This is a genomic window from Citrobacter sp. Ce119 (assembly GCF_030334525.1).
Classification (GTDB): domain Bacteria; phylum Pseudomonadota; class Gammaproteobacteria; order Enterobacterales; family Enterobacteriaceae; genus Citrobacter; species Citrobacter europaeus.
Genome location: NZ_JAOWDR010000043.1, coordinates 81,120 through 105,094 on the forward strand (window position 1 = coordinate 81,120; position 23,975 = coordinate 105,094).

The window sequence follows — 23,975 nt, forward strand, 5'->3', positions numbered from 1 at the left end:
ATTGCGTGCTTACTTATAGGTAAGTCTGTAGGTTGCCGTTGCGGCGACGGCGCCCACGGTGACATCCGTTGCGCCCACTTTTTGCATATAGGCCATAAAGGGCAGAATTTGGGTCGCAGAACCTGCGCTTAAATCAATGGTCTTTGCGGTACCCAGAGTAATATTGGCACTCGTTTTATCGAGCAAACGTACACCAACATTCTGCGCGCCGCTGGCGAAAGTGTTGCTTAGCAGGCTGGTGTCTTCCGTTGTAACGCTGTCGCTGTTGAAGGTGACATCGACTTTGCTCACGGCTACGCCGCTACCGTTGTCTGAGTTTGGCAGGTCGCAGTTGATTAAATGCAGGCTGGAATCTACCGCATCAGAATGCCCGTTAGCATTAATGTAGGAGGCAGGTACTTCACCCAGTTCGACCTGCTTATCAATATCTTCAGGCAGGATAGCGCATGGGGCATTGATGATAGTACCGGTGAAGGTGATTTTGCCGCTACCGCCATCAACATCGGCGAAGGCATAGCCGGAGGTTAGTGCGGTGATGGCCAGTGCTAACAGCGCCTTATTTGCTGATTTCATATACATTCCTTTAGTGATGAAAATATCCTTGATATACAAGTTAAGGCACGAGGCCTTTTAAAAAATTATATCATCAGATATTCCCAGAATGTTCGTGCTCGTACTGAATTCAGAATTTGACGCGCTACCAATTAAATAATCATATATAATATAAATACTATATTTGCTTTGGTATTAAGAATCGGAATGTGTGATGGTTTATTATGTTTTCTTGTATTAAGGGCAGAAAGACATTTTTTTAAAAATGTGAGTTGGATGCACTATGTTTCTGAAAATCAGAATATATCAATATGGAAAAATTATCGTTGGTGTTAGGGGGATATATATGTGAAATGTTTTTAACTCGAAGAAGCACTAACACTTGAATTGTATAGCTATTGTGAGAAAAGCAGAAGTCTGATTACAGACCTCTGCCTTGGTTTACTCTGCAGTTTGTTTGGCTTTGACCACCTCCCACTCCCCAGTCAGCGCTCATAACCAATAGCAACAATCTGGTTGCAGGTTATTCGTTCGCAAATACCATTTTTATCATGTTCTTATGATGTCGATGAAATCAAAACCATATTGATAAAACTAATTTGATGACAGGCGCATTAGTTTTGACAGAGTGTATTATTTAACGTGCTAATATTTTTATATATTTGAATGGTATGTGTACCCTGGATTAAGGGTTTATTTATTACTGTGAAGTATGGGTTTATCAATATTGGTCTATTTTTTGTAACGCCGTTGGCTATTGGCATAGCTGCTGGTTTATATGATCGAAATCATATATTTGTTTGAGGAATATGCCACTATAGGAGTATGTCAGAATAAGGTTGTGTAAAATTTTAACGTTAAATGTTTAATGATGTTAAATTTTAAGGGTAAAAGAATGTTTATTGCCTGGTACTGGATTGTATTAATTGCACTCGTTGCGGTTGGTTATTATTGCCATATGAAGCGTTATTGTCGGGCATTTCGGCAAGATCGGGATGCATTACTCGAGGCGCGAAACAAACTCTTTCGTCATTCTGGCGAGGATAACAGCGCGGTTAAGGAACAGGAATAGTCCTTCACGTTCTGCTATGGATGAGCGGATGCTGTAAATTAGCAGGGTGGCATCCGCCCTATGAATTAGCCGATTCCCATGGACTGGAGGATGACGAGACTTAACCCCATCACCGACATGCCGCAAAGTACCCCATAACTGGGATTATTATTCGGGTCGATCTCTTTTGCCAACGGCATGAGTTCATCGACGGACAGCGCCACCATAATACCTGCAACTGCCGCCATTATTGCCGCCATCACCACCGGTGAGATTAAGCTCCCCAGAATTAACCACGCCAGTACGCCGCCCAGTATTTCCGCCATGCCCGAGATCCCGGCCCAGAATATCGCCGTACGTTTGGAGCCTGTAGCGGCATAGACCGGACCCGCAACGGCTAATCCTTCAGGAATATTGTGTAATGCGACGGCAAGGGCAATACCAAAGCCCAGCTCGAGGTTGCTGCTGGCGGTAACAAACGTTGCGATCCCTTCCGGAAAGTTGTGCAGGCTGATGCCGAGCGTTAATAAAATTGCGGTTCGTTTAATAGAGCCGGGCAGAGGCTGCGTTGTTTTCTGTACCAGATCCTGAGGGTGCGCGTGCGGCAATAGACGGTCCAGGCCAAAGTAGCCCAGTAAGCCAACGATGAACATTCCGTAGCCTAATACCGGTGACATGCCTACAGCGGCCAGCGCAGCTGGTAGCATCTCCATCAGTGAGATCAGTAACATAATCCCGGCGGCGAAGCCTAAAGAAAAGGCGAGAACGCGGTTGGAGGGCTTTTGCCCTAACACGCCGAGAAATGCGCCGATAAACGTGGCGGCACCTGCCAGTAAAGTCAGAAGTAAAGGTACTGACATCGACAAATAAAACTCCTTATCAATCTGCTTTGCGGATTAGATCGTCAAAATAACTGATGATCTTCATCATGGTTATCTGAGTTCTTCATCAACCGAATAAGCGTATTGTGGTGGTATCAAAATGACTCCCTCAGTAAGGATATCATCATGTCTTCAACTCGTATGCCAGCATTGTTTTTGGGCCATGGTAGCCCGATGAATGTTCTGGAAGATAACGTTTATACCCGTGCCTGGCAGCAACTGGGGGAAACGTTGCCGCGTCCGAAAGCCATTGTGGTTGTCTCGGCGCATTGGTTCACCCGTGGCACGGGCGTGACGGCGATGGAAGCGCCTAAAACGATCCACGATTTTGGCGGTTTTCCGCAGGCGCTGTATGACACGCATTACCCGGCTCCCGGTTCACCTGAACTGGCACAGCATCTGGTTGACCTGCTGGCACCGGTGCCCGTTACTTTAGATAAAGAGGCGTGGGGCTTTGACCACGGTTCATGGGGCGTGCTGATCAAGATGTACCCGAATGCGGATATTCCGATGGTGCAACTGAGCATTGACAGCACTAAACCCGCAGCCTGGCATTTTGAGATGGGTCGCAAGCTGGCGGCGCTGCGTGATGAGGGTATTATGCTGGTAGCCAGCGGTAACGTGGTACATAACTTGCGTACTGCGCGTTGGCACGGTGAAAACACGCCGTATCCATGGGCAACCTCATTCAATGATTATGTTAAGGCAAACCTGACATGGCAGGGACCGGTTGAACAGCACCCACTGGTGAACTATCTCGATCATGAAGGTGGATCGTTATCAAACCCGACGCCGGATCACTATCTGCCGCTGCTGTATGTATTAGGCGCGTGGGATGGCAAAGAGCCGGTGACTATTCCTGTTGATGGGATTGAGATGGGAAGTTTGAGCATGTTGTCGGTTCAGGTCGGATGAAGTATGCCCGCTGGCGCTACGCTTATCGGGCATTAAGTTCATGCTGAAGGCCGGGTAAGGCGGAGCCGCTACCCGGCACTCTCAATCATTCGACAAAAATATGCGGATAGAAACGCGAGAGATCCTGCGTGATCAACGCGCGGTCTTCGCGAATGCCGATACCCGCAGGTTGATCGTTGATCAGCCAGCTGCCGATCAGCATATAGCTGTCGCCAAACTTCGGTAGCTGATGGAACTGCTGGACGATCATACCTTCTTCACCGTACGGTCCTTCCACTGCTTCGATCGTTTTACCGTTTTCGATAATGGAAACGTTAGCGCCTTCACGCGAGAAGATCGGCTTGACGACGAATTTTTCCATCTGCGGATAGTCATCTTCGGCGAAATACGCAGGCAGCAGGTTCGGATGATCAGGGAACATTTCCCACAACAGCGGTAACAGCGCTTTGTTGGAGATGATGCTCTTCCAGGCTGGTTCCAGCCAGCGAACACCGGCATCTTCCAGCTTGGTGGAGAACATTTCACGCAGCATGAATTCCCACGGATACAGCTTGAACAGGTTAGCAATGACCTGATCCTGCATATCCGTGAACTGGCCTTTTTCACCAAGACCGATATCTTCGACATAGAGGAATTCAGTGGCGATTTCAGCTTCGGCAGCGCAATCCTGCAGATACTGGATCGTACCGCGATCTTCCACCGTATCGCGACAGCAGGTCAGATGTAGCAGTTGAAAACCATACTGCTCACGCAGCTCGGTGAAACGCTCGATCAGTTTTTCCTGCAAACTATTGAACTGATCGCTGCCTTCCGGCAGATTGCCTGCATTGAGCTGATCTTCCAGCCAGATCCACTGGAAAAACGCGGCTTCGTACAGTGAGGTTGGCGTATCGGCGTTGTTTTCTAAAAGCTTAGGCTCACCCGTACCGTCCCACGCCAGATCGAGGCGCGAGTAGAGCGACGGTTGCTGTGTCTGCCAGGACTGGCGGACAAAGCCCCAGGTATGCTTCGGAATGCGAAACTTCGTCATCAGCTCATCGCTGGCGATGACCCGTTCCACCACTTTGAGGCACATCTGATGCAGCTCTGCGGTGACCTCTTCCAGCTTTTCGACCTGAGCAAGCGTGAGCTTGTAGTACGCGTCTTCACACCAGTACGGCTCGCCGTACATCGTGTGAAAGTTGAAACCGTATTCGGTGGCTTTATCGCGCCAGTCCGGGCGCTCAACAATACTGACTCTTTCCATGACGGTCAGCCGCCCATTGAACGTGTGGTGGTACCGCTTGCGCTACGCTGCATGGTGCTCTGTTTAGCCACAGATTCGCCAAATCCACCGCGGGTTACGGTAGAGGTGGTGGCCGGTTTCGGCGCCATGGCGGTTTTCGGTACGGTCATGGTGCGACCCGGCGTTGCTGCGCCGTAGTTTTTGCCGCCTGCATCCGTATATTTGCCGTATGCCGGGCTGGCCGGATTTTTCGAGCTGAACAGCGGCTGCTGAGCGCCCATACCGCCACCCATCATGCGGCCCATCATATAACCGGCCATCAGCGGCATCCAGAAGCTGCCGCTGCTTTGATTCTGCGCCTGAGCCTGACCTTCACCGGTCGGCGCCATACCTGCCTGTGCAGGTGCCTGCTGGCACTGGCCTTCGCCAAATTCAGCGATACAGTCTTCGCGAGTGGCGTATTTTGGCGCGGTGCGTTCAGCTTCTTTCAGCGCATTGTTAAACGCGGTGGTACATTCGGCGCTTTTACCCGGATTAGCTGCAGAGCAGTCGTCCGCGTTCTGATAAAGCGAAACCGTTTCGTCACTCTTTTCACAGCCCGCGAGCATAAACACAGTGGTAACTGCCAAAGCGACAGGAGTCAGGTGGCGTGCGCTCCAGCTTTTGCGGAACGAGGCGTGATGTATAGATTTTGTCCGTTTCATTTATGTCTTCCAGGACCCAGTGGTAACTCTGCTCAGAATAGAGGATGACTGGTCGAAATTGAAGCGGGAAGAGGCGAGAATGCGGAAGAAGAGGCGGATCTTTACGTTGTCTTACGTTCAGACGGGGCCGAAGCCCCGTCATCAGCATCAGTTACGGAACGGGTTGTTGCCGTTGCTGCTGGTTGAACGTGCGGCCGTTGGCTGAGCCGCAGGCATATTGCCCGTGCTGTTAAAGTCATTCACCGCGGCATCTTGCTGCGGATTTTGCGGTGCTACGCTATCCGGAGAAGTTGGGATCGGTTTACCCAGCGTATTGTTCAGCGCCACCAGATCCTGCTCGTTCAGCGTACCGAGCGCAGATTTGACGTTAAGCTGATTAATAAGATAGGTATAACGCGCATTAGCCAGCTGTTGCTTAGCGTTGTACAGCGTGGTGGTGGCATCCAATACATCCACGATGGTACGGGTACCTACGGAATAGCCGGCTTCCATTGCATCTAAAGAGCTTTGGGCAGAGACAACCGCTTGTTTGTACGCGTTAATGCTACTGATGGAAGCATTAATGTTGTTGAACGAAGAACGCACGGTTTGCACCACGCTGCGGTGCGCGCTTTCCAGTTGTTCGCTCGCGCCAACAAAGTTGTACTGCGCTTGTTTCACCTGCGAGTTAACCATTCCGCCCTGGTATAGCGGCAGCGAGAAGCTCAGACCGATTTTGTTCTGGCCCATGTTGCTGTCGTCATACTGGGAACCAGTTGCACCACGGGTTTTAGACCCACTGTAAGAGGTATCAGAAACGCCGGTAGAGGCAGTCAAATCCAGGGTCGGTAAGTGACCATCCTGCGCCTGACGAATCTGCTCACGCGCCAGATCCTGGCTCAAACGCGCCTGCAATAACGTCAGGTTGCGGTTTTCTGCTTCTTTCAGCAGTGCGTTTACCGCCTGCGGTTTGTTGGTTTTAAAGCCGTCAACGTTCAGAGATGCCAGTTCCGGATAATAGTTACCGGTTACCTGGCGCAACTCTTCCACAGCGTTATCCAGATTGTTACGCGCGGTAACTTCGTTCGCCAGCACGGTATCGTATTGTGAACGGGCGTTTTGCACGTCAGTGATGGCAACCAGGCCAACGTTAAAACGCTGTGTGGTCTGATCTAACTGACGATAGACCGCATCTTTTTGCGCCTGAGTGTAAGACAGCACGTCAATCGCGTTCAATACTTTAAAATAAGCGGTAGCGGTATTCAGGATCAGCGTTTGCTGATCGGTCTGATACGTTACGTCCTGGATGCCGGCTGATTTTTCTTGCAGCGTCAGGGCGCGCCATTTAGACATGTCGAACAGCGTCTGAGTCAATTGTAATGACGCGCTGGTTGCGTTGGAGTTGACGCCATTTGCATCACGGTAGCCATTGCTGTAGGTGTAATCGGCACCTAAACCCAGTTGCGGCAGTAATGGGCTACGCGCTTCGTTAATTTTTTCGAATGCAGCATCGCGATCGGCGGCGGATTTACGCAATTCCGGGTTGCTCAGGCGTGCTTGCTGATAAACCTGCATTAGGTTTTCTGCCTGGCTCAAAGTACTGAACCCCGACAGGCTCAGGCCGATAAGGATGGGGAGCAATTTCTTCATTTGCATTCCTTGTTGTGAAGCAGTATTTAGCGCTGATCAAATTGTAAAAATATTTGCTGATTCTAGCAGAATCCGCCACTTCAAAAAGTTGGCGTTACGTGCCATACGGCGTTAATTTGCATCAATTTAACACAAGGGCGTTCAAACATCAGTCAAACGACCTTGAAATTCACATTTTAATCACTATTGGTTTCAGGACAGCACAATGCGTAAACCAGACAACTTGCCAATGACTTTCACTAAAAATGATGTAGAAATTATTGCACGAGAAACGCTATACCGCGGTTTTTTTTCATTGGATCTTTATCGGTTCCGCCATCGCCTGTTTAACGGCGGTATGAGCGGCGAGGTAAAGCGCGAAATTTTTGAGCGCGGACACGCGGCAGTCTTGCTACCCTTTGACCCTGAGCGGGACGAAGTTGTGCTGGTTGAGCAGATCCGCATCGCGGCGTTTGACACCAGCGAAAGCCCGTGGCTTCTGGAAATGGTAGCCGGGATGATCGAAGAGGGTGAAACCGTTGAGGATGTTGCCCGACGTGAAGCGATGGAAGAGGCCGGGCTGGACGTTAAACGTACGAAGCCCGTTCTGAGCTATCTGGCAAGCCCGGGCGGCACCAGCGAGCGCCTGTCTATTTTAGTTGGCGAAGTGGACGCCACGACCGCGAGCGGGATCCACGGTCTGGCTGATGAAAACGAAGATATTCGTGTTCATGTGGTGAGTCGGGAGCAGGCTTACCAATGGGTAGAAGAGGGGACAATCGACAACGCGGCTTCTGTCATCGCCTTGCAATGGTTACAGCTGCACTATCAAGAGTTAAAAACTGAGTGGAAAAAATGAAGCGTTACACACCTGACTTCCCTGAAATGATGCGCCTGTGCGAAACCAACTATTCGCAATTGCGCCGCCTGTTGCCGCGTAATGACGCAGCCGGTGAAACAGTGAGCTATCAGGTAGCAAACGCACAATATCGGTTAACGATCGTTGAATCGACCCGATACACTACGCTTGTCGCGATCGAACAAACGGCACCGGCAGTCACTTACTGGAGCCTGCCGTCATTGACTGTGCGCCTGTATCATGACGCAAGGGTGGCTGAAGTGTGTTCGAGTCAGCAGATCTTTCGCTTCAAAGCGCGGTATGATTATCCAAATAAAAAGTTGCATCAACGCGACGAAAAGCATCAAATTAATCAGTTTCTGGCCGACTGGTTACGGTACTGTTTAGCACATGGAGCGATGGCGATTCCGGTTTATTAGCGTCGTGAAACCTAAGGACACCATTTGGAAAGCCTGTTAACCCTTCCTTTGGCTGGTGAGGCCAGAGTCAGGATCTTACAAATTACAGACACTCACCTGTTTGCCGAAAAGCATGAAACGCTGCTGGGTGTGAACACCTGGGATAGCTATCAATCCGTACTGGATGCAATACATGCAGAGTCGCCTGAGTACGATCTGATCGTCGCGACGGGGGATTTGGCGCAGGATCAATCCGCTGCGGCCTATCAGCATTTTGCTGAGGGCATCGCAAGTTTTCGTGCGCCCTGCGTTTGGCTACCGGGCAATCACGATTTTCAGCCAGCAATGTACAGCGCGCTTCAGGATGCAGGGATTTCCCCCGCTAAACGCGTCTTCATTGGCGAGCAGTGGCAAATCTTGTTGCTCGACAGTCAGGTGTTCGGCGTTCCACACGGTGAGTTAAGCGAATTTCAGCTAGAATGGCTGGAACGTAAACTTGCCGATGCGCCTGAGCGCAATACCTTACTGCTTCTGCATCATCATCCTCTGCCTGCGGGCTGTAGCTGGCTCGATCAGCATAGCCTGCGTAATGCCGCAGAGCTGGATAACGTGCTGGTGAATTATCCTCGCGCTAAATATCTGTTGTGCGGGCATATTCATCAGGAGCTGGATCTGAACTGGAACGGACGCCGCCTGCTGGCGACGCCGTCGACCTGCGTGCAGTTCAAGCCGCACTGTTCCAACTTCACGTTAGATACCATTAGCCCCGGCTGGCGGACGCTGGAGCTTTTTGCTGACGGGACGTTGCAGACTCAGGTACGTCGTCTGCAGGGTAATCGCTTCCACCCTGATACCGCTTCAGAAGGCTACTGATGTCTACGCTTCTCTATCTTCACGGATTTAACAGTTCTCCTCGCTCGGCGAAGGCGTGCTTGCTGAAAAACTGGCTGGCGGAGCACCATCCGCACGTTGAGATGATCGTACCGCAACTGCCGCCGTATCCGGCCCAGGCCGCAGAGATGCTGGAATCGATCATTCTTGAACATGGCGGAGAGTCGCTGGGCATTGTCGGTTCCTCGTTGGGAGGCTATTACGCCACCTGGCTGTCGCAATGTTTTATACTGCCAGCGGTGGTAGTGAACCCTGCTGTCCGACCTTATGAACTGCTGGTCGACTATCTCGGTCAAAACGAGAACCCCTACACGGGGCAGCAATATGTGCTAGAGTCACGCCATATTTACGATCTTAAAGTCATGCAGATTGACCCGCTGGAAGCGCCGGATTTGATCTGGCTGCTTCAACAAACGGGCGATGAAGTGTTGGACTACCGCCAGGCGGTGGCGTATTACGCCTCCTGCCGCCAGACAGTTATTGAGGGCGGAAACCACGCATTCACGGGCTTCGAAGATTATTTCAACCCGATTGTCGATTTCCTTGGACTGCACAGTTTCTGACGATCAATTCGAATTGCTTATTTAAACCATGACGCAAACTTATAACGCTGATGCCATTGAGGTACTCACTGGGCTTGAGCCGGTACGCCGTCGCCCGGGGATGTACACCGATACCACCCGTCCGAACCATCTTGGACAGGAAGTGATTGATAACAGTGTGGATGAAGCACTGGCGGGCCACGCGAAACGCGTGGACGTGATCTTACATGCCGACCAGTCTCTGGAAGTTATTGATGATGGCCGTGGCATGCCGGTAGACATTCACCCTGAAGAAGGCGTTCCGGCGGTAGAGCTGATCCTCTGTCGTCTGCACGCGGGCGGTAAATTCTCCAACAAGAACTATCAGTTCTCTGGTGGTTTGCATGGGGTGGGGATCTCTGTGGTTAACGCCCTGTCGAAGCGTGTGGAAGTGAACGTGCGCCGTGACGGGCAGGTATACAACATCGCGTTTGAGAACGGCGATAAGGTGCAGGATTTACAGGTTGTCGGTACCTGCGGTAAACGCAATACCGGAACCAGCGTGCACTTCTGGCCGGATGAAAGCTTCTTTGACAGCCCGCGCTTTTCCGTTTCGCGCTTAACGCACGTACTGAAAGCTAAAGCGGTGCTGTGCCCGGGCGTTGAGATCACCTTCAAGGATGAGGTCAATAACAGCGAACAGCGCTGGTGCTACCAGGATGGTCTGAATGACTATCTGAGCGAAGCGGTGAATGGCCTGCCGACGCTTCCTGAAAAACCGTTTATCGGTAATTTTAGCGGTGAGACGGAAACTGTGGACTGGGCGCTGCTCTGGCTGCCTGAAGGCGGCGAGCTGCTGACCGAAAGCTATGTGAACCTGATCCCAACTATGCAGGGCGGTACGCACGTTAACGGTCTGCGTCAGGGTCTGCTGGATGCGATGCGCGAGTTCTGTGAATACCGCAATATCCTGCCGCGCGGCGTGAAGCTGTCGGCGGAAGATATCTGGGATCGCTGTGCTTACGTGTTGTCGGTAAAAATGCAGGATCCGCAGTTTGCCGGACAAACCAAAGAGCGCCTCTCTTCGCGTCAGTGTGCGGCATTCGTCTCTGGCGTCGTGAAAGATGCTTTCAGCCTGTGGCTGAACCAGAATGTGCAGTCGGCTGAACTGTTGGCTGAGATGGCGATTTCCAGCGCCCAGCGTCGTTTGCGTGCGGCGAAAAAAGTGGTGCGTAAAAAGCTGACCAGCGGTCCGGCGCTGCCGGGGAAACTGGCGGACTGTACCGCTCAGGATCTCAATCGCACCGAACTGTTCCTCGTCGAAGGTGACTCGGCGGGCGGATCGGCAAAACAGGCGCGCGATCGTGAATATCAGGCGATCATGCCGCTGAAAGGTAAGATCCTCAATACCTGGGAAGTTTCTTCCGATGAAGTGCTGGCCTCGCAGGAAGTTCACGATATTTCGGTGGCGATCGGCATCGATCCGGACAGCGACGATCTGAGCCAATTGCGCTATGGCAAGATCTGTATCCTGGCGGATGCGGACTCCGATGGTCTGCACATCGCCACGCTGCTGTGCGCATTGTTTGTGAAACACTTCCGCACGCTGGTGAAACACGGTCACGTCTACGTGGCGCTGCCGCCGTTATACCGTATCGACCTTGGTAAAGAGGTGTATTACGCACTGACGGAAGAAGAGAAAGCGGGCGTACTGGAGCAGTTAAAGCGCAAGAAAGGCAAGCCGAACGTGCAGCGCTTTAAAGGTCTGGGCGAAATGAACCCGATGCAGTTGCGTGAAACCACGCTGGATCCGAACACCCGTCGCCTGGTGCAGCTCATCATTGATGATGAAGACGATCAGCGTACCAACGCAATGATGGATATGCTGCTGGCCAAGAAGCGTTCTGAAGATCGCCGTAACTGGTTGCAGGAGAAAGGCGACCTGGCGGATCTCGAAGGATAATTGACCGTGAATGCCGGATGGCGGCGTAAACCGCCTTATCCGGCGTTACTGTTTATGCCGCTTGCGATACTGCAGCGGCGTCTCGCCAATGCCTTTGCCGAAGGCGCTGATAAAGTACGTCACCTCTGAAAATCCCACCTTTTGCGCAATCTCCCGCACGCTGATTTCACTGTGTAGCAGCGCTTCACAGGCTTTTCGCAGACGTAGAGTATTGAGATAGTCGAGAATGCTCTCGCCTGTTTCCATCTGGAAGCGGCGGGAAACATAGCTTTTTGATTTGCCCAGCTCCTGCGCCAGCGCCGCCAGACTAAATTTGTGGGTGTAATGCTCATCCAGCCAGAACATTACCTGACTGGCAATTCCACTGCTAATTTCTGGCATATTGCCGTTATCTTCGGGTAACAGGCTGAATAAATTAACTAACAGACAGGCAACCTGCTCAGTGTTCAGCGGCTTCTGTGCAGCCATTTTTTCATAACGGCTGAAAAGAAAATCAACATGGATGTGGATATCCGCCGCGTCGACAACCCATGCTTCGCTGCCGCGCACGCTCAGATTTTGCAGATGCTGCTGAGTGTGCGGAAAGTCGCGTAGCACCTTCAGCACCGCATGTTGATCGAGATGAATAATGGTACGCCGATAACCATCCCGCGCCTGCTCGTCGACCCATATCTTGTGTAGGGTAAACGGCGGAAAAAAGAACATCCGTCCTGGTCGCATGGTGAACTGCTTATGGTCAACCGTGACCACGCCAAAGCCTTCTTCCACATACAGCACTTCCAGACACTGATGCCAGTGGTGGTAACGCACCGTATTGGCGAATAAACGGCTGAACGATGCAATCGCATCGTTGAGGGCGATCAGCTCCAGATGTTCTTGCTGTGAGGATAAGGTCATAGTGCAATAAATTTAAACTTTTGCCGCCGAATAGTAATTTATAAACCCTATTTTTAAATTTCCTCAATCGCTGTTTTACTTTAATGCTGGTGGTGTGATTGACGTAACATTTCTGCTGCTCTGCGATTCACTATTCTTTAGCCACTTAATTCAGAGGGGCAGAGTATGTGGTCAACAACTGAAGAAAAATCAAATCCATTGTCATCACGTGAAGACGTAACGTGCGCTGTTAACGCCATTTTGCGTGCGCTGGATCAGCAGTTTCCGGCGGGACAGGCTCAGTTTTCACTTGGCAATACCTGTGCTCACTACAGCGTGGATATTGCCTGTATGGAAGGACTTTCCCGGGCGCTGTGGGGACTGTTTCCGCTGATGGCGGGCGGGGCTGATGCGCCGTATGCCGAAAAATACATTCAGGCGATAAAACTTGGCACCGATCCGCAAAGTCCTCACTACTGGGGGGATACCGGCCCGTACGATCAGCGCCTGGTCGAGATGGCTGCATATGGTCTGGGTCTGGCATTGTTACAGACGCAACTGACGGACTGCTTCTCCTTGCGCGAACGTGAAAATCTGCATTGCTGGCTGAACCAGATAACCGACGCGCAAATGCCGGACAGCAACTGGAACTACTTTGCGATTATCGTTCAGCTTGGCTTCAAGCGGGCGGGTCTGCCTTATGATCAGGCTGCTATCGATCGCCGTTTTGAACTGATGGAAGCCTACTATCTCGGTGACGGCTGGTATTCCGATGGTCCCGGGCGTCCGAAAGATTACTACATCTCTATGGCCTTCCATTTTTATGGCCTGTTATATGCCACCCTAAGCCCCGATGATGCCGATCGTGCCGCCACTCTGCGTGAGCGCTCGCGTCTGTTTGCCGAAGATTTCATTTATCTGTCCGCAGCAGACGGCGCATCGGTGCCGTTTGGCCGCAGCCTGACCTACCGCTTTGCCATGGTTGCGTTCTGGAGCGCAGTAGCGTTTGCTGAACTGGATGTCTTTTCGCCAGGCGTCATTAAAGGCGTGATCTTGCGCCATTTGCGTTGGTGGCAGAAGCAGCCGATTTTCGATCGTGATGGCATTCTGACACTGGGGTTTGCCTATCCGAACCTGGCGATGTGCGAAGATTACAACTCGCCGGGATCGCCCTACTGGGCATTGAAGGTCTTTTTGATCCTCGCTCTGCCCGAGAAGCATCCCTTCTGGCAGGCTGAAGAGCAGGCCTTACCCGTACTTGACGAAAAACGGGTGATTACGCATGCCGCGCAGATCATGCAGCACAGTGAGCATTCTGAACATGTCACGATGCTGACCTCAGGCCAGCTTGAACTGAACAACTACGTCAATACCGAAGCCAAATACACCAAATTCGCCTACTCCAGCCGTTTCGGTTTCACCATTGAGCGTGGCCGTTACGGCATCAAACATGCGGCCTGTGACTCTATGCTGCTGTTGGCAGACGGCGATGGCTACTATCGTGGCCGTCGTCAGTGCGATGACGTTCGGGTTGATGAGAATTTTATCTGGTCCCGCTGGTCTCCCTGGCATGACGTTACCCTTGATACATGGCTGGTCCCGTTTGGTGAGTGGCATCTTCGTTTGCATCGTATTCACAGCGCGCGAAGCCTGCAAACGGTGGAAGGGGGATTTGCGGTAATGAAAGCCGAGCCTCAGCTACGCGATCGCGGCTGTCTCATTGCGGCACGTAATGGAACCAGCGTTATCGTTGATCTTTCACCGTCCATAGTTCGTCAGCCAGACAATGTGGTCACGCCGCCAAACAGCAGCATCATGTTCCCTGAATGCGCCTCGATCCCTGTGCTTACCGCCGAAATCCCACAGGGCGAAAGCTGGCTTTGCTGCGCCGTGAGCGCCAGTGGACAGCAAAGACAGTACGCCGCCGTTCCGCTGCTTTCTATCAACAATAGCCAGGTTGTTATTCAGCAGCCTGAAAGTGCACGCCAGTTGTCGTTCTTTTTATAGCGAGGATGGTATGAAAAATAATTCAATGGGAAATCGGACTGAATATTATAAAATAAGTAGTTTTATATTCCTCTATTTCTTTACATGGTCTGCAAGTATTGGTCTGCTGGCTATCTGGTTAGGGCAAAAAGCGCAATTGAGTGGTACGGTGATCGGCACCGTATTTGCCGTGAATGGTATTTTTTCGGTTATTCTGAAACCTATTTATGGCTATATTCTCGATAAAATAGGGATGAGTAAATATCTGCTCTATTTTGTCGTGGTGATGTCTGCATTAATGGCACCCTTTTTTATTTATGTCTATCAGCCATTATTACTGTCCAATACAATGCTGGGCATTATCGTTGGCGCGATTTACTTAAGCTTTGCGTGGTATGCCGGGGTGGCTGCCTGTGAATCGTATTCCGATCGCTACAGCCGCCTGAACGGCATGGAGTTTGGGCAAATCCGCATGTGGGGGTCACTTGGCTGGGCAGTGGCGTCATCGTTCTCTGGCCTGCTATTTAACCTCTCTCCGGCCTATAACTTTATGCTCGGCAGCGTGGCGTCGGTGGTGATGCTGGTCGTTCTGCTGAGTCTGAAAGTCAATGTCAATGCGGCCAACGCCTCGGAGGTGTTAACCAAAGAGAAAATCGCCCCGGCGGATGTGTACGCCCTGCTGCGAAATCGCAAATTCTGGGCATTCTGCCTGTATGTTGCAGGCGTAGCGTGGATGATGTTCATCGCTGAGCAGCAGTTCTCCCGCTACTTCGTCACTTTCTTCTCGGATGTGCATGAAGGGAACGCCGTGTTTGGTTATCTGGGGACGGTGCAGTCGGGAATGGAATTTGTCATGTACATGGTCATTCCGTTATTCGTCAATTACGTTGGCGCAAAGCGTGGCCTGCTGATTGTTGGGGCGCTGGTGGGCGCACGGTTGGTTATCTCTGGCCTGTGCGACTCTCATCTGCTCATTTCTGTGCTGAAACCGCTATACGGTCTGGAGATCTGTTTATTACTGGTTTCCGTCTTTAAATATATTGCCGAGCATTTTGATAAACGGGTAAATGCGACCATGTATTTACTGGGTTATCAGGCCATGCTGTATGTCGGTAACGTAGTAGTTTCATCACCTGCTGGATTAATGTATGACCGGATCGGTTTTGAGAAGACATATATCATTATGGGCATTGTGGCGCTGATCTTTACATTGATATCAGCATTTACTTTATCTGCCTGTCAGAGCAAACGAGGCAAAAATATCGCTCTCGATATTGCTGAAAATAATCCTGCAAAATAATTTACGTAAGAAGGAACCGAAATATGTTAAATCATATCGTTGAGGAATCGTTGCGCGTATTTCCTGGCAGCCCGGTTAATCCTGGTAGCTTTCAGGATCAAATGAGTAGCGCTCGAGAACATGTCCTCGAATTGATTAGCCGTCATTTAACGGTATTCGGTGAACAATTTCCTGCCGAAACCTGTGTGCAAGGTTATTACCCGCTGACAGATAATGTGGAATGGACGACCAGCTTCTGGACCGGGCAGTTATGGCTGGCGTGGGAAATGAGTGGTGAGAGCAAATTTCGTGAGATGGCGGAGAAACATGTGCGTTCGTTTGGCTTGCGTATTGGCGGACGCCACGATACCAACACCCACGACCTGGGATTCCTCTACACGCTTTCCTGCGTGGCGGCCTGGCGATTGACGGGTAATCGTGATGCGCGAGGGTTTTCCCTGATGGCGGCAGAAGCGCTGTTGGAGCGTTTTCATGAAAAGGCGCAGATCATCCAGGCATGGGGCGATCTTCGCGATCCCGAGCAGGCCGGGCGGATGATCATCGACTGCAATATGAATCTGCCGCTGTTGTACTGGGCAAGCGAGCAAACGGGCGATCTGCGTTTTGCGAATGCCGCCAAAGCGCACGTTGCGCAGGCAGCAAAATATCTGATCCGCCAGGATGCCTCGACCTTCCACACCTACTATATGGACGTGCAAACCGGCGAGCCGCGTTACGGTAATACTCAGCAGGGCTATGCCGACGATTCTTGCTGGTCGCGTGGGCAGGCGTGGGGAATTTATGGTTTTCTGCTGAGCTATATCTACACCGGTGATACCCAGATGGTGCAGCTGTCGAAAAAGTTGGCCAACTATTTTCTTAATCGTTTGCCGGAAGATGCCGTTTGCCATTGGGATCTGGCATTAGTCGGGACCGATGCGCTGCGCGATTCATCTTCGGCAGCGATTGCCGTCTGCGGTCTGCTGGAGCTGATTAAACACCTGCCGGTGACCGATCCGGATCGCGAACGCTATCAGCAGTGGGCGATGGGGATCATGTCTTCGCTGACCAGGCACTATCTGATGGGCAAAGATGAGCTGGGGAACGGGCTACTGAAACACTCGGTGTATCACCTGTCGAGCAACAAAGGGGTCGATGAGTGCGCAAGCTGGGGGGATTATTTCTACGTTGAAGCGTTAATGCGCTTCACTCAGAGCTGGAAGCTTTACTGGTAAAGAATGCCCGGTGGTGCTGCGCTTACCGGGCCTGGAGATTGCTGTGTAAGCCGGATACGTCTGTTTGTGGCGTTATCCGGCAAATCGACAATCTTAAATGCCAGATTCCAGAATACGAATATTCATCTCCAGCACATCACCTTTCACGGCTTCGCTATAGGCTTTCATGTGCGGTGTCTGCAAATGCGCTTCAAGATGCGCAATGCTTTCCCACTGTTCAATCATTACGATTGAGTCCGGGGCCGTGGTCTGAAAACTGACGCCAGCAGCATGATCGACCATCGGCGCGTAGCCGTGGCAGCCTTCTTCTTTCAGTACGGTCGGAACGATTTTAGCGAACTGATCCAGTACCGCCTGGCGGTGATGTTGACCTGGACGTGTACGGATTTCTGCAATAACGGTAAGCATGGTTAACTCCTTCTAATTCCAGGTTACCAGTTAACCAAAAATTTCGTTCAGATGCTTGCGATATTCTGCGATATAACGCGGGACGTCCGGCATTTTAATCACGTCATTGGTGATAAAGGTCGGCAGCGCTTCCATTCCCAGGAACTGGTTTGCTTTATGGAACGGGAGATAAACGCCATCAACGCCAACGCCATGGAAGAACTGATCTTTTTCTGTGAAGGCTTCCATCGGTGCGTTCCAGGTCAGAGACAACATGTATTTTTTGCCCTGAATCAGCCCGCCGGAACCGTATTTTTTAGAGGCATCTGAACGTGTACGGCCATCGCTGGCATACAGCGTACCGTGACCTGCGGTAAACACGTCATCGATGTATTTTTTCACGGTCCACGGTGCGCCCATCCACCAGCCAGGCATTTGCCAGATAACCGCATCGGCCCACACGAAGTTCTGCACTTCTGTTTGAACGTCATAATCGCTGTCTGCGCGTACGACTTTAACATCATGCCCGAGGTCGCGCAGGATACCGTCCGCGACCTCGGTCAGGGTGTCATTCAGTTGACCATTAGAATGGCCGAATTTTTTCGCACCATTGATAATCAGAATGTTGCTCATTTTGTGTCCTCAAGGAAATACGTTTGAGGACGATTTTACTCCCACCAGCGGTGCGGTGAAATTAGCAAAATGTGCAAAGTCTTTTGCTGTTTGAGCAATAATAATCCAGTTACCAACTGACCTTAGCTTCAAAGCCACCTTGCGGAGCGTTACCAAATGAGGCTGACATTCTATGCAAAGTCGCAATACGGCGGACAATCGACAGGCCGAGACCGCTGCCGGTCACGCTTTGTCCCGGAGGGCGATAAAAGCGTTCACCGATGTGGGTAAGGACCTCAGGCGTGATGCCAGGACCATTATCTTTGACGCTGAAATTGCGGGCGTTGAGCGTCACTTCCACAATGCTACCCTGCGGACTGTAGCGGATCGCATTATCCAGCAGATTTCGTACCATCAGGCTGAGTAACAGCGGCTGTCCCGTACGCGTAATGTCGTGCGCGTTAATCTGCAAACGCACATCGATGTGCGCCTGCTGGGCCGGGTGGTAGATATCCATCACCGCGGATTGCAGTAGCTCCTCCAGCGAGATTTCCGCTACATCCTGAAGATTGTCGAGGGAGTCGAGGCGCGAAAGCGTCAGGAGTTGATCGACCAGTCGGGTGGCGCGTTCAATGCCGGTTTGCATCTGCATTAAGGCTTTTTGCCTTGCCTGCGGATCATCGTCAGACAATTGCGCCACTTCGGCCTGTACTTTCAGCGCGGTGAGTGGGCTACGTAGTTCATGAGCCGCATCGGAAGTAAAGCGCCGTTCGCGCACCATGGTGGTGTGAATACGGATAAAAAGTTGGTTGAGCGATTCAACCAGCGGGCGAACCTCGCCGGGAATGCCTTTTAAACTGAGGGGATCTTCAGATTCCGGGTCGCGCAAACGTAACGCCTGCGCCAGTTTTTTCAGGGGTTTGAGCTCAAGACTTAACAATACGATCAGGATTAATAGCATCAATGGCAATGCGATAAGCCAGGGTACCAGTTGCGTTGTCACAATCGCCAGGGCCATGTCTTCACGGTATTCCCATTCCTGCCCCACAACGATGCGGTATTTTTTATCCGCCGACGTCAGCCAGACAAAGCGCCATTTATCGTTGTCGCCGGTTAAATAGCCATCGTCAAAACCTTCCCGGCGATAGCTATAGGGAATGTACTGACCATTGTCGCCATCGTGGAGCACCATTTTCCCTTCTGGCGTATAGACAGCAAAGGTCAGCACATCGTCATCAATATGGCCATGTTTGAATTTTTTCGGCGTATGCGCAATGCGCTCTGAGGCTTTTAGCTCGTCAAGATCCAGCGTGCTGAGCCGTTTGGCGAACAGCATCAGTTGCGTATCAAACAGCTCATCGACGTTATCGGTAGTCTGCTTCCAGGCCACAAAGCTGGAAACGGCCCAGGTCGCTGATGCCAGAATCAAAAAAATAAGCGTTAGCCTGACGCGCAGGCTGAGGCGTTGTGTGAGTTTCATGCGTCACCCAGGGTGTAGCCAATGCCATGCACGGTACGGATAAAGTCGCTGCCGAGCTTACGGCGTAAGTGATGGACGTGTACTTCAACCGCATTGCTGGAGACGTTTTCGTCCCAGGTATACAGTTTTTCTTCAATCAGTTTGCGTGGCAGGACGCGACCTTTGTTGCGCATAAGTAGCTCCAGCAGCGCGAACTCTTTGGGTTTGAGAGACAAAGGCTCATCCGCCGCCGTGGCGACCAGCGCGCCGGGATCGAGCGTCACCTGACCATGGCGTAATATGCTGCTGGCCTGGCCGCTGGCACGGCGCACCAGCGCCTCCAGCCTCGCGGCAACTTCAATCAGCGCAAAGGGTTTGCAAAGATAGTCATCCGCGCCCAGACGTAAGCCTTCAACGCGTTCTGCCAGCGCGTCGCGAGCGGTCAGGATCAGCACCGGCTCCTGCTTCCCGTTGGCTCGCCATTCGCGCAAGATGTCCCGTCCGTCAATGCCAGGCAGCGTCAGGTCGAGGATAACTGCATCATAAGGAGCGCTATAAAGCGCTTCTTTCCCCTGACGGCCTTCGCTAAACCAGTCGATGCTGAAACCCATTTTATTCAGACCCGTTTTCAGGCCATCGCCAATCAATGTGTCATCTTCGATCAGTAAAATACGCATATGTTCTTCCCTGCCGCCGCTTTCTTTACCATCAGTAAACCTGTGGCTACAGCCTCTGTACAGCAAAAAAAGTATCTTTTTTTGCCTTAAGAACTTGTTAAGGATTAACTTATTTAATAGTCGTAAACCAACATGAAAGGGAGACATGACGATGAAAAAATTAGCTGCAATGGTTGCCGTAATGGCACTGTGTTCCGCACCTGTTCTGGCAGCTCAGCAGGGCGGCTTCTCTGGACCAACCACCACCACGCAAAGCCAAAACGGCGGATTTGTCGGCCCGAACGGTAGCAGCACAACGGTAGAAAGCGCCAAATCGCTGCGTGATGACACCTGGGTTACCCTGCGTGGGAACATCGTTGAACGTATTTCCGACGACCTGTATGTGTTTAAAGATGCGACCGGCACGGTGAATGTGGATATCGACCACAAGCGCTGGAACGGTGTAACCGTCACGCCGCAGGATGTGGTTGAAATCCAGGGCGAGGTGGATAAAGACTGGAACTCCGTTGAAATCGACGTGAAACAGATTACCAAAGTTGCCAAATAATCCCCATCAGGGCCGCATTCGCGGCCCTTTTCTTTGTGACTCAACACGCCAGATAGGGTAGTATCTGCGGCAATATTGCCCTTTCATTGAGGGGTATAAAGTTGAGGAACCACGATTAATGAGCGATATGGCAGAGCGCCTGGCGCTGCATGAATTCACGGAAAACGCTTATCTGAACTACTCCATGTACGTCATCATGGACAGGGCGTTGCCGTTTATTGGCGATGGTTTGAAACCCGTTCAGCGTCGCATCGTGTACGCGATGTCCGAACTGGGGCTGAATGCCAGCGCCAAATTTAAAAAATCCGCCCGTACCGTCGGTGACGTGCTGGGTAAATACCATCCACACGGCGACAGCGCTTGTTATGAAGCGATGGTGCTGATGGCGCAGCCGTTCTCTTACCGTTATCCGCTGGTTGACGGGCAGGGGAACTGGGGGGCACCAGACGATCCGAAATCCTTCGCGGCGATGCGTTATACCGAATCCCGCCTGTCTAAATATGCGGAAGTCCTGCTGGGTGAACTCGGTCAGGGAACGTCAGACTGGGTGCCAAACTTCGACGGCACCATGCAGGAGCCGAAGATGCTGCCTGCACGTCTGCCCAATATTCTGCTGAATGGTACGACCGGTATTGCCGTGGGTATGGCGACGGACATTCCGCCGCACAACCTGCGTGAAGTGGCAAAAGCAGCGATTACTCTGATTGAGCAGCCGAAAACGACGCTGGATCAGTTGCTGGATATTGTACAGGGGCCGGATTACCCGACCGAAGCAGAGATCATTACCTCGCGTGCGGAGATTCGTAAGATTTACGAAAACGGACGCGGCTCCGTACGTATGCGTGCGGTATGGACGAAAGAAGACGGCGCAGTGGTGATTTCCGCGCTGCCGCATCAGGTTTCCGGGGCAAAAGTGCTGGAGCAGATCGCCGCTCAAATGCGCAATAAAAAGCTGCCGATGGTAGACGACCTGCGCGACGAATCGGATCACGAAAACCCGACCCGTCTGGTGATTGTCCCGCGCTCTAATCGCGTGGATATGGAACAGGTAATGAACCACCTGTTTGCCACCACCGATCTGGAAAAAAGCTACCGCATCAACCTGAACATGATCGGCCTCGACGGTCGCCCGGCGGTGAAAAACCTGCTGGAGATCCTCACCGAATGGCTGGCGTTCCGTCGTGATACCGTGCGTCGTCGCCTGAACTATCGTCTGGAAAAAGTGCTTAAACGCCTGCACATCCTTGAAGGTTTGCTGGTGGCGTTCCTCAACATTGACGAAGTGATCGAAATCATTCGTCATGAAGATGAACCTAAGCCCGAGCTGATGTCGCGGTTTGGTATTTCTGAAACCCAGGCTGAAGCCATCCTTGAGCTGAAATTGCGCCACCTTGCCAAACTCGAAGAGATGAAAATCCGCGGTGAGCAGGATGAACTGGCGAAAGAGCGCGATCAGCTGCAGGGCATTCTGGCTTCCGAGCGTAAAATGAGTAACCTGCTGAAGAAAGAACTGCAGGCTGACGCCGAGGCCTATGGCGACGATCGTCGCTCTCCGCTGACAGAGCGCGAAGAAGCGAAGGCGATGAGCGAGCACGACATGCTGCCGTCAGAGCCGGTGACCATTGTGTTGTCCCAGAGTGGCTGGGTGCGTAGTGCGAAAGGCCACGACATCGATGCGCCAGGATTAAGCTATAAAGCGGGCGACAGCTTTAAGTCGGCAGTGAAGGGTAAGAGCAACCAGCCGGTGGTGTTCGTTGACTCGACCGGGCGCAGCTATGCCATCGACCCGATTACGCTGCCGTCGGCGCGTGGCCAGGGCGAACCATTGACCGGTAAGCTCACTCTGCCGCCGGGTGCGACGGTTGAGCACATGCTGATGGAAGGCGACGATCAGAAACTGCTGATGGCTTCCGATGCGGGCTACGGTTTTGTCTGCACCTTCAATGACCTGGTAGCACGTAACCGTGCTGGTAAGGCATTAATTACGCTGCCAGAAAATGCGCGCGTGATGCAGCCAGTGGTGATTGAAGATGAAACCGATATGCTGCTGGCCATCACCCAGGCTGGTCGCATGTTGATGTTCCCGGTAAGCGATTTGCCACAATTGTCTAAAGGCAAAGGGAACAAGATTATCAATATCCCTTCAGCGGAAGCGGCGAAAGGCGAAGATGGCCTGGCGAAGCTCTACGTGCTGCCGCCACAAAGCACGCTGACCATCCACGTCGGTAAGCGCAAAATTAAACTGCGTCCTGAAGAGTTGCAGAAAGTAACCGGCGAGCGTGGCCGTCGCGGGACGCTAATGCGTGGTCTGCAGCGTATCGACAGCATTGATATTGACTCGCCTCGACGCGCCAGTCACGGCGACAGCGAAGAATAACGCTACCGTCCGGCTCTCCCTGTTTTAGCCCAGGGAGAGCCAACGTTAAAAATTCCCGTGAAACCGTTGTTTATTCGTGCGTTGCGATTAACAATACGCTTTTCCAGAGAGCCGCCCTTAACAAAGCCCTAACCTGATACTGCATGATGAATCAGGTGACGTAAAATGCCAGGCTCTTAGGCCTTAGAGGTTGTTATGCTATATATTTTTCGTTTAATCATTACTGTTATTTACTGCATTCTGGTCTGTATTTTCGGTTGTATATACTGTCTGTTCAGCCCGCGAAATCCAAAACACGTCGCAACGTTCGGTCATATGTTTGGCCGCCTGGCTCCGCTTTATGGCCTGAAGGTCGAGTGCCGCATGCCGGCAGACGCGCAGAACTATGGTAATGCTATCTATATTTGTAACCATCAGAACAACTATGACATGGTTACCGCGGCGAATATCGTTCAGCCGCCGACGGTGACGGTAGGTAAAAAAAGCCTGCTGTGGATCCCGTTCTTCGGGCAGTTGTACTGGTTAACCGGCAACCTGCTGATTGACAGAAACAACCGCGCAAAAGCGCACAGCACCATTGCAGCCGTGGTGAACCATTTCAAAAAACGTCGCATTTCTATCTGGATGTTCCCGGAAGGAACACGCAGCCGTGGTCGCGGTTTGCTGCCGTTTAAAACCGGTGCGTTTCATGCGGCGATTGCGGCGGGTGTCCCGGTCATTCCAGTGTGCGTTTCAACAACCTCGAACAAGATAAAACTCAACCGACTCAATAATGGTCTGGCGATTGTAGAGATGCTGCCGCCGGTAGATATTAGCCACTTTGGGAAAGATCAGGTTCGTGAACTGGCAGCGCATTGCCGTACGCTGATGGAACAAAAAATCGCAGAACTCGATAAAGAAGTTGCTGAGCGGGAAGCCGCCGGTAAGGTTTAATCCGCGCAATTCGGGTTTTTTACAGGAAAAGATTTCCTG

The 23,975-nt window shown here is 51.8% G+C and carries 23 protein-coding genes; 13 read left to right on the forward strand and 10 right to left on the reverse strand.

What is annotated here, in order from left to right; translation table 11 throughout:
* Positions 1 to 9: 9 nt before the first annotated feature.
* On the reverse strand, positions 10 to 573 hold the full coding sequence (locus OGV80_RS06120; RefSeq protein WP_087051986.1) for a fimbrial protein: 564 nt from the start codon (positions 571 to 573) through the stop codon (positions 10 to 12).
* An 874-nt stretch (positions 574 to 1,447) separates the two neighbouring features.
* Here OGV80_RS06120 and OGV80_RS06125 point away from each other — a divergent pair.
* Positions 1,448 to 1,624 (forward strand): hypothetical protein, encoded by a 177-nt coding sequence (locus OGV80_RS06125; protein WP_072033368.1) that lies wholly within the window; start codon positions 1,448 to 1,450, stop codon positions 1,622 to 1,624.
* A gap of 65 nt (positions 1,625 to 1,689) precedes the next feature.
* Here OGV80_RS06125 and zupT read toward each other — a convergent pair whose 3' ends face one another.
* Positions 1,690 to 2,463 (reverse strand): zinc transporter ZupT, encoded by a 774-nt coding sequence (zupT, locus tag OGV80_RS06130; RefSeq protein WP_087051987.1) that lies wholly within the window; start codon positions 2,461 to 2,463, stop codon positions 1,690 to 1,692.
* Between the two features lie 147 nt (positions 2,464 to 2,610).
* Here zupT and ygiD point away from each other — a divergent pair, with 147 nt between their 5' ends.
* Positions 2,611 to 3,399 (forward strand): 4,5-DOPA-extradiol-dioxygenase, encoded by a 789-nt coding sequence (gene ygiD / locus OGV80_RS06135; RefSeq protein ID WP_043017645.1) that lies wholly within the window; start codon positions 2,611 to 2,613, stop codon positions 3,397 to 3,399.
* A gap of 85 nt (positions 3,400 to 3,484) precedes the next feature.
* Here ygiD and OGV80_RS06140 read toward each other — a convergent pair whose 3' ends face one another.
* From OGV80_RS06140 to tolC, 3 genes are all read right to left on the reverse strand, one after another.
* Complete coding sequence (locus OGV80_RS06140) at positions 3,485 to 4,645, reverse strand: glutathionylspermidine synthase family protein (protein WP_043017644.1); 1,161 nt, start codon at positions 4,643 to 4,645, stop codon at positions 3,485 to 3,487.
* 5 nt (positions 4,646 to 4,650) lie between these two features.
* Entirely contained in the window at positions 4,651 to 5,328 is a 678-nt protein-coding gene (locus OGV80_RS06145) for a DUF1190 family protein (RefSeq protein WP_286514143.1), read from the reverse strand.
* A 147-nt stretch (positions 5,329 to 5,475) separates the two neighbouring features.
* On the reverse strand, positions 5,476 to 6,957 hold the full coding sequence (gene tolC / locus OGV80_RS06150) for an outer membrane channel protein TolC (RefSeq protein ID WP_087051988.1): 1,482 nt from the start codon (positions 6,955 to 6,957) through the stop codon (positions 5,476 to 5,478).
* 205 nt (positions 6,958 to 7,162) lie between these two features.
* Between tolC and nudF the strand changes: the two genes are divergently transcribed.
* From nudF to parE, 5 genes are read left to right on the forward strand one after another with little or no spacing between them, the layout of a single operon-like run.
* Positions 7,163 to 7,795 carry an ADP-ribose diphosphatase gene (gene nudF / locus OGV80_RS06155; protein WP_043017642.1) on the forward strand — a complete coding sequence of 211 codons (633 nt, stop codon included), beginning with the start codon at positions 7,163 to 7,165 and terminating at the stop codon, positions 7,793 to 7,795.
* Positions 7,792 to 8,214 (forward strand): DUF1249 family protein, encoded by a 423-nt coding sequence (locus OGV80_RS06160; RefSeq protein WP_003024582.1) that lies wholly within the window; start codon positions 7,792 to 7,794, stop codon positions 8,212 to 8,214. The genes nudF and OGV80_RS06160 overlap by 4 nt, the downstream gene beginning before the upstream one ends.
* Before the next feature lie 24 nt (positions 8,215 to 8,238).
* Complete coding sequence (gene cpdA, locus OGV80_RS06165) at positions 8,239 to 9,066, forward strand: 3',5'-cyclic-AMP phosphodiesterase (RefSeq protein WP_043017641.1); 828 nt, start codon at positions 8,239 to 8,241, stop codon at positions 9,064 to 9,066.
* Entirely contained in the window at positions 9,066 to 9,647 is a 582-nt protein-coding gene (gene yqiA, locus OGV80_RS06170) for an esterase YqiA (protein ID WP_043017640.1), read from the forward strand. Before cpdA ends, yqiA begins: the two co-directional genes overlap by 1 nt.
* Before the next feature lie 28 nt (positions 9,648 to 9,675).
* Positions 9,676 to 11,568, forward strand: coding sequence for a DNA topoisomerase IV subunit B (gene parE, locus OGV80_RS06175; protein WP_003024571.1), 1,893 nt, complete (start codon positions 9,676 to 9,678; stop codon positions 11,566 to 11,568).
* Positions 11,569 to 11,613: 45 nt separating this feature from the next.
* Here parE and OGV80_RS06180 read toward each other — a convergent pair whose 3' ends face one another.
* On the reverse strand, positions 11,614 to 12,465 hold the full coding sequence (locus OGV80_RS06180; RefSeq protein WP_286514149.1) for a helix-turn-helix transcriptional regulator: 852 nt from the start codon (positions 12,463 to 12,465) through the stop codon (positions 11,614 to 11,616).
* A 165-nt stretch (positions 12,466 to 12,630) separates the two neighbouring features.
* On the opposite strand from OGV80_RS06180, the gene OGV80_RS06185 reads away from it, so the two are divergent.
* Genes OGV80_RS06185 through OGV80_RS06195 form a run of 3 tightly spaced genes read left to right on the forward strand, consistent with a single transcriptional unit; the run spans position 12,631 to position 16,944 of the window.
* Positions 12,631 to 14,451 (forward strand): DUF2264 domain-containing protein, encoded by a 1,821-nt coding sequence (locus OGV80_RS06185; RefSeq protein WP_087051190.1) that lies wholly within the window; start codon positions 12,631 to 12,633, stop codon positions 14,449 to 14,451.
* Positions 14,452 to 14,461: 10 nt separating this feature from the next.
* Positions 14,462 to 15,730, forward strand: a complete 1,269-nt coding sequence (locus OGV80_RS06190; RefSeq protein WP_075145626.1) for an oligosaccharide MFS transporter — start codon at positions 14,462 to 14,464, stop codon at positions 15,728 to 15,730.
* 23 nt (positions 15,731 to 15,753) lie between these two features.
* Positions 15,754 to 16,944 (forward strand): glycoside hydrolase family 88 protein, encoded by a 1,191-nt coding sequence (locus tag OGV80_RS06195; RefSeq protein WP_200008392.1) that lies wholly within the window; start codon positions 15,754 to 15,756, stop codon positions 16,942 to 16,944.
* A 93-nt stretch (positions 16,945 to 17,037) separates the two neighbouring features.
* On the opposite strand, the gene OGV80_RS06200 is transcribed toward OGV80_RS06195, so the two are convergent.
* The 4 genes from OGV80_RS06200 to qseB all read right to left on the reverse strand — a co-directional run bounded on the left by OGV80_RS06200 (position 17,038) and on the right by qseB (position 20,079).
* Positions 17,038 to 17,352: a putative quinol monooxygenase gene (locus tag OGV80_RS06200; protein WP_042289259.1), complete on the reverse strand. Its 315-nt coding sequence runs from the start codon at positions 17,350 to 17,352 to the stop codon at positions 17,038 to 17,040.
* Positions 17,353 to 17,382: 30 nt separating this feature from the next.
* Positions 17,383 to 17,964 carry an NAD(P)H-dependent oxidoreductase gene (locus OGV80_RS06205; RefSeq protein WP_043017635.1) on the reverse strand — a complete coding sequence of 194 codons (582 nt, stop codon included), beginning with the start codon at positions 17,962 to 17,964 and terminating at the stop codon, positions 17,383 to 17,385.
* 109 nt (positions 17,965 to 18,073) lie between these two features.
* Positions 18,074 to 19,423 (reverse strand): quorum sensing histidine kinase QseC, encoded by a 1,350-nt coding sequence (gene qseC, locus OGV80_RS06210; protein ID WP_286514154.1) that lies wholly within the window; start codon positions 19,421 to 19,423, stop codon positions 18,074 to 18,076.
* The gene (gene qseB, locus OGV80_RS06215; protein ID WP_080626089.1) at positions 19,420 to 20,079 is read right to left on the reverse strand and encodes a quorum sensing response regulator transcription factor QseB; all 660 of its coding nucleotides are present in this window, start codon (positions 20,077 to 20,079) and stop codon (positions 19,420 to 19,422) included. Before qseB ends, qseC begins: the two co-directional genes overlap by 4 nt.
* Positions 20,080 to 20,230: 151 nt before the next feature.
* On the opposite strand from qseB, the gene OGV80_RS06220 reads away from it, so the two are divergent.
* The 3 genes from OGV80_RS06220 (at position 20,231) to plsC (ending at position 23,936) form a co-directional block, all read left to right on the forward strand.
* Complete coding sequence (locus OGV80_RS06220; protein ID WP_005123105.1) at positions 20,231 to 20,626, forward strand: YgiW/YdeI family stress tolerance OB fold protein; 396 nt, start codon at positions 20,231 to 20,233, stop codon at positions 20,624 to 20,626.
* 118 nt (positions 20,627 to 20,744) lie between these two features.
* Entirely contained in the window at positions 20,745 to 23,003 is a 2,259-nt protein-coding gene (gene parC, locus OGV80_RS06225) for a DNA topoisomerase IV subunit A (RefSeq protein WP_043017632.1), read from the forward strand.
* Positions 23,004 to 23,198: 195 nt separating this feature from the next.
* Positions 23,199 to 23,936, forward strand: coding sequence for a 1-acylglycerol-3-phosphate O-acyltransferase (gene plsC, locus OGV80_RS06230; RefSeq protein ID WP_043017631.1), 738 nt, complete (start codon positions 23,199 to 23,201; stop codon positions 23,934 to 23,936).
* Positions 23,937 to 23,975 lie beyond the last annotated feature (39 nt).

Bases quoted from the DNA above. Each gene is read 5' to 3' on its own strand.
- OGV80_RS06120 (WP_087051986.1), bottom strand. From the start codon at position 573: ATGAAATCAGCAAATAAGGCGCTGTTAGCACTGGCCATCACCGCACTA.
- OGV80_RS06125 (WP_072033368.1), top strand. From the start codon at position 1,448: ATGTTTATTGCCTGGTACTGGATTGTATTAATTGCACTCGTTGCGGTT.
- zupT (WP_087051987.1), bottom strand. From the start codon at position 2,463: ATGTCAGTACCTTTACTTCTGACTTTACTGGCAGGTGCCGCCACGTTT.
- ygiD (WP_043017645.1), top strand. From the start codon at position 2,611: ATGTCTTCAACTCGTATGCCAGCATTGTTTTTGGGCCATGGTAGCCCG.
- OGV80_RS06140 (WP_043017644.1), bottom strand. From the start codon at position 4,645: ATGGAAAGAGTCAGTATTGTTGAGCGCCCGGACTGGCGCGATAAAGCC.
- OGV80_RS06145 (WP_286514143.1), bottom strand. From the start codon at position 5,328: ATGAAACGGACAAAATCTATACATCACGCCTCGTTCCGCAAAAGCTGG.
- tolC (WP_087051988.1), bottom strand. From the start codon at position 6,957: ATGAAGAAATTGCTCCCCATCCTTATCGGCCTGAGCCTGTCGGGGTTC.
- nudF (WP_043017642.1), top strand. From the start codon at position 7,163: ATGCGTAAACCAGACAACTTGCCAATGACTTTCACTAAAAATGATGTA.
- OGV80_RS06160 (WP_003024582.1), top strand. From the start codon at position 7,792: ATGAAGCGTTACACACCTGACTTCCCTGAAATGATGCGCCTGTGCGAA.
- yqiA (WP_043017640.1), top strand. From the start codon at position 9,066: ATGTCTACGCTTCTCTATCTTCACGGATTTAACAGTTCTCCTCGCTCG.
- parE (WP_003024571.1), top strand. From the start codon at position 9,676: ATGACGCAAACTTATAACGCTGATGCCATTGAGGTACTCACTGGGCTT.
- OGV80_RS06180 (WP_286514149.1), bottom strand. From the start codon at position 12,465: ATGACCTTATCCTCACAGCAAGAACATCTGGAGCTGATCGCCCTCAAC.
- OGV80_RS06185 (WP_087051190.1), top strand. From the start codon at position 12,631: ATGTGGTCAACAACTGAAGAAAAATCAAATCCATTGTCATCACGTGAA.
- OGV80_RS06190 (WP_075145626.1), top strand. From the start codon at position 14,462: ATGAAAAATAATTCAATGGGAAATCGGACTGAATATTATAAAATAAGT.
- OGV80_RS06195 (WP_200008392.1), top strand. From the start codon at position 15,754: ATGTTAAATCATATCGTTGAGGAATCGTTGCGCGTATTTCCTGGCAGC.
- OGV80_RS06200 (WP_042289259.1), bottom strand. From the start codon at position 17,352: ATGCTTACCGTTATTGCAGAAATCCGTACACGTCCAGGTCAACATCAC.
- OGV80_RS06205 (WP_043017635.1), bottom strand. From the start codon at position 17,964: ATGAGCAACATTCTGATTATCAATGGTGCGAAAAAATTCGGCCATTCT.
- qseC (WP_286514154.1), bottom strand. From the start codon at position 19,423: ATGAAACTCACACAACGCCTCAGCCTGCGCGTCAGGCTAACGCTTATT.
- qseB (WP_080626089.1), bottom strand. From the start codon at position 20,079: ATGCGTATTTTACTGATCGAAGATGACACATTGATTGGCGATGGCCTG.
- OGV80_RS06220 (WP_005123105.1), top strand. From the start codon at position 20,231: ATGAAAAAATTAGCTGCAATGGTTGCCGTAATGGCACTGTGTTCCGCA.
- parC (WP_043017632.1), top strand. From the start codon at position 20,745: ATGAGCGATATGGCAGAGCGCCTGGCGCTGCATGAATTCACGGAAAAC.
- plsC (WP_043017631.1), top strand. From the start codon at position 23,199: ATGCTATATATTTTTCGTTTAATCATTACTGTTATTTACTGCATTCTG.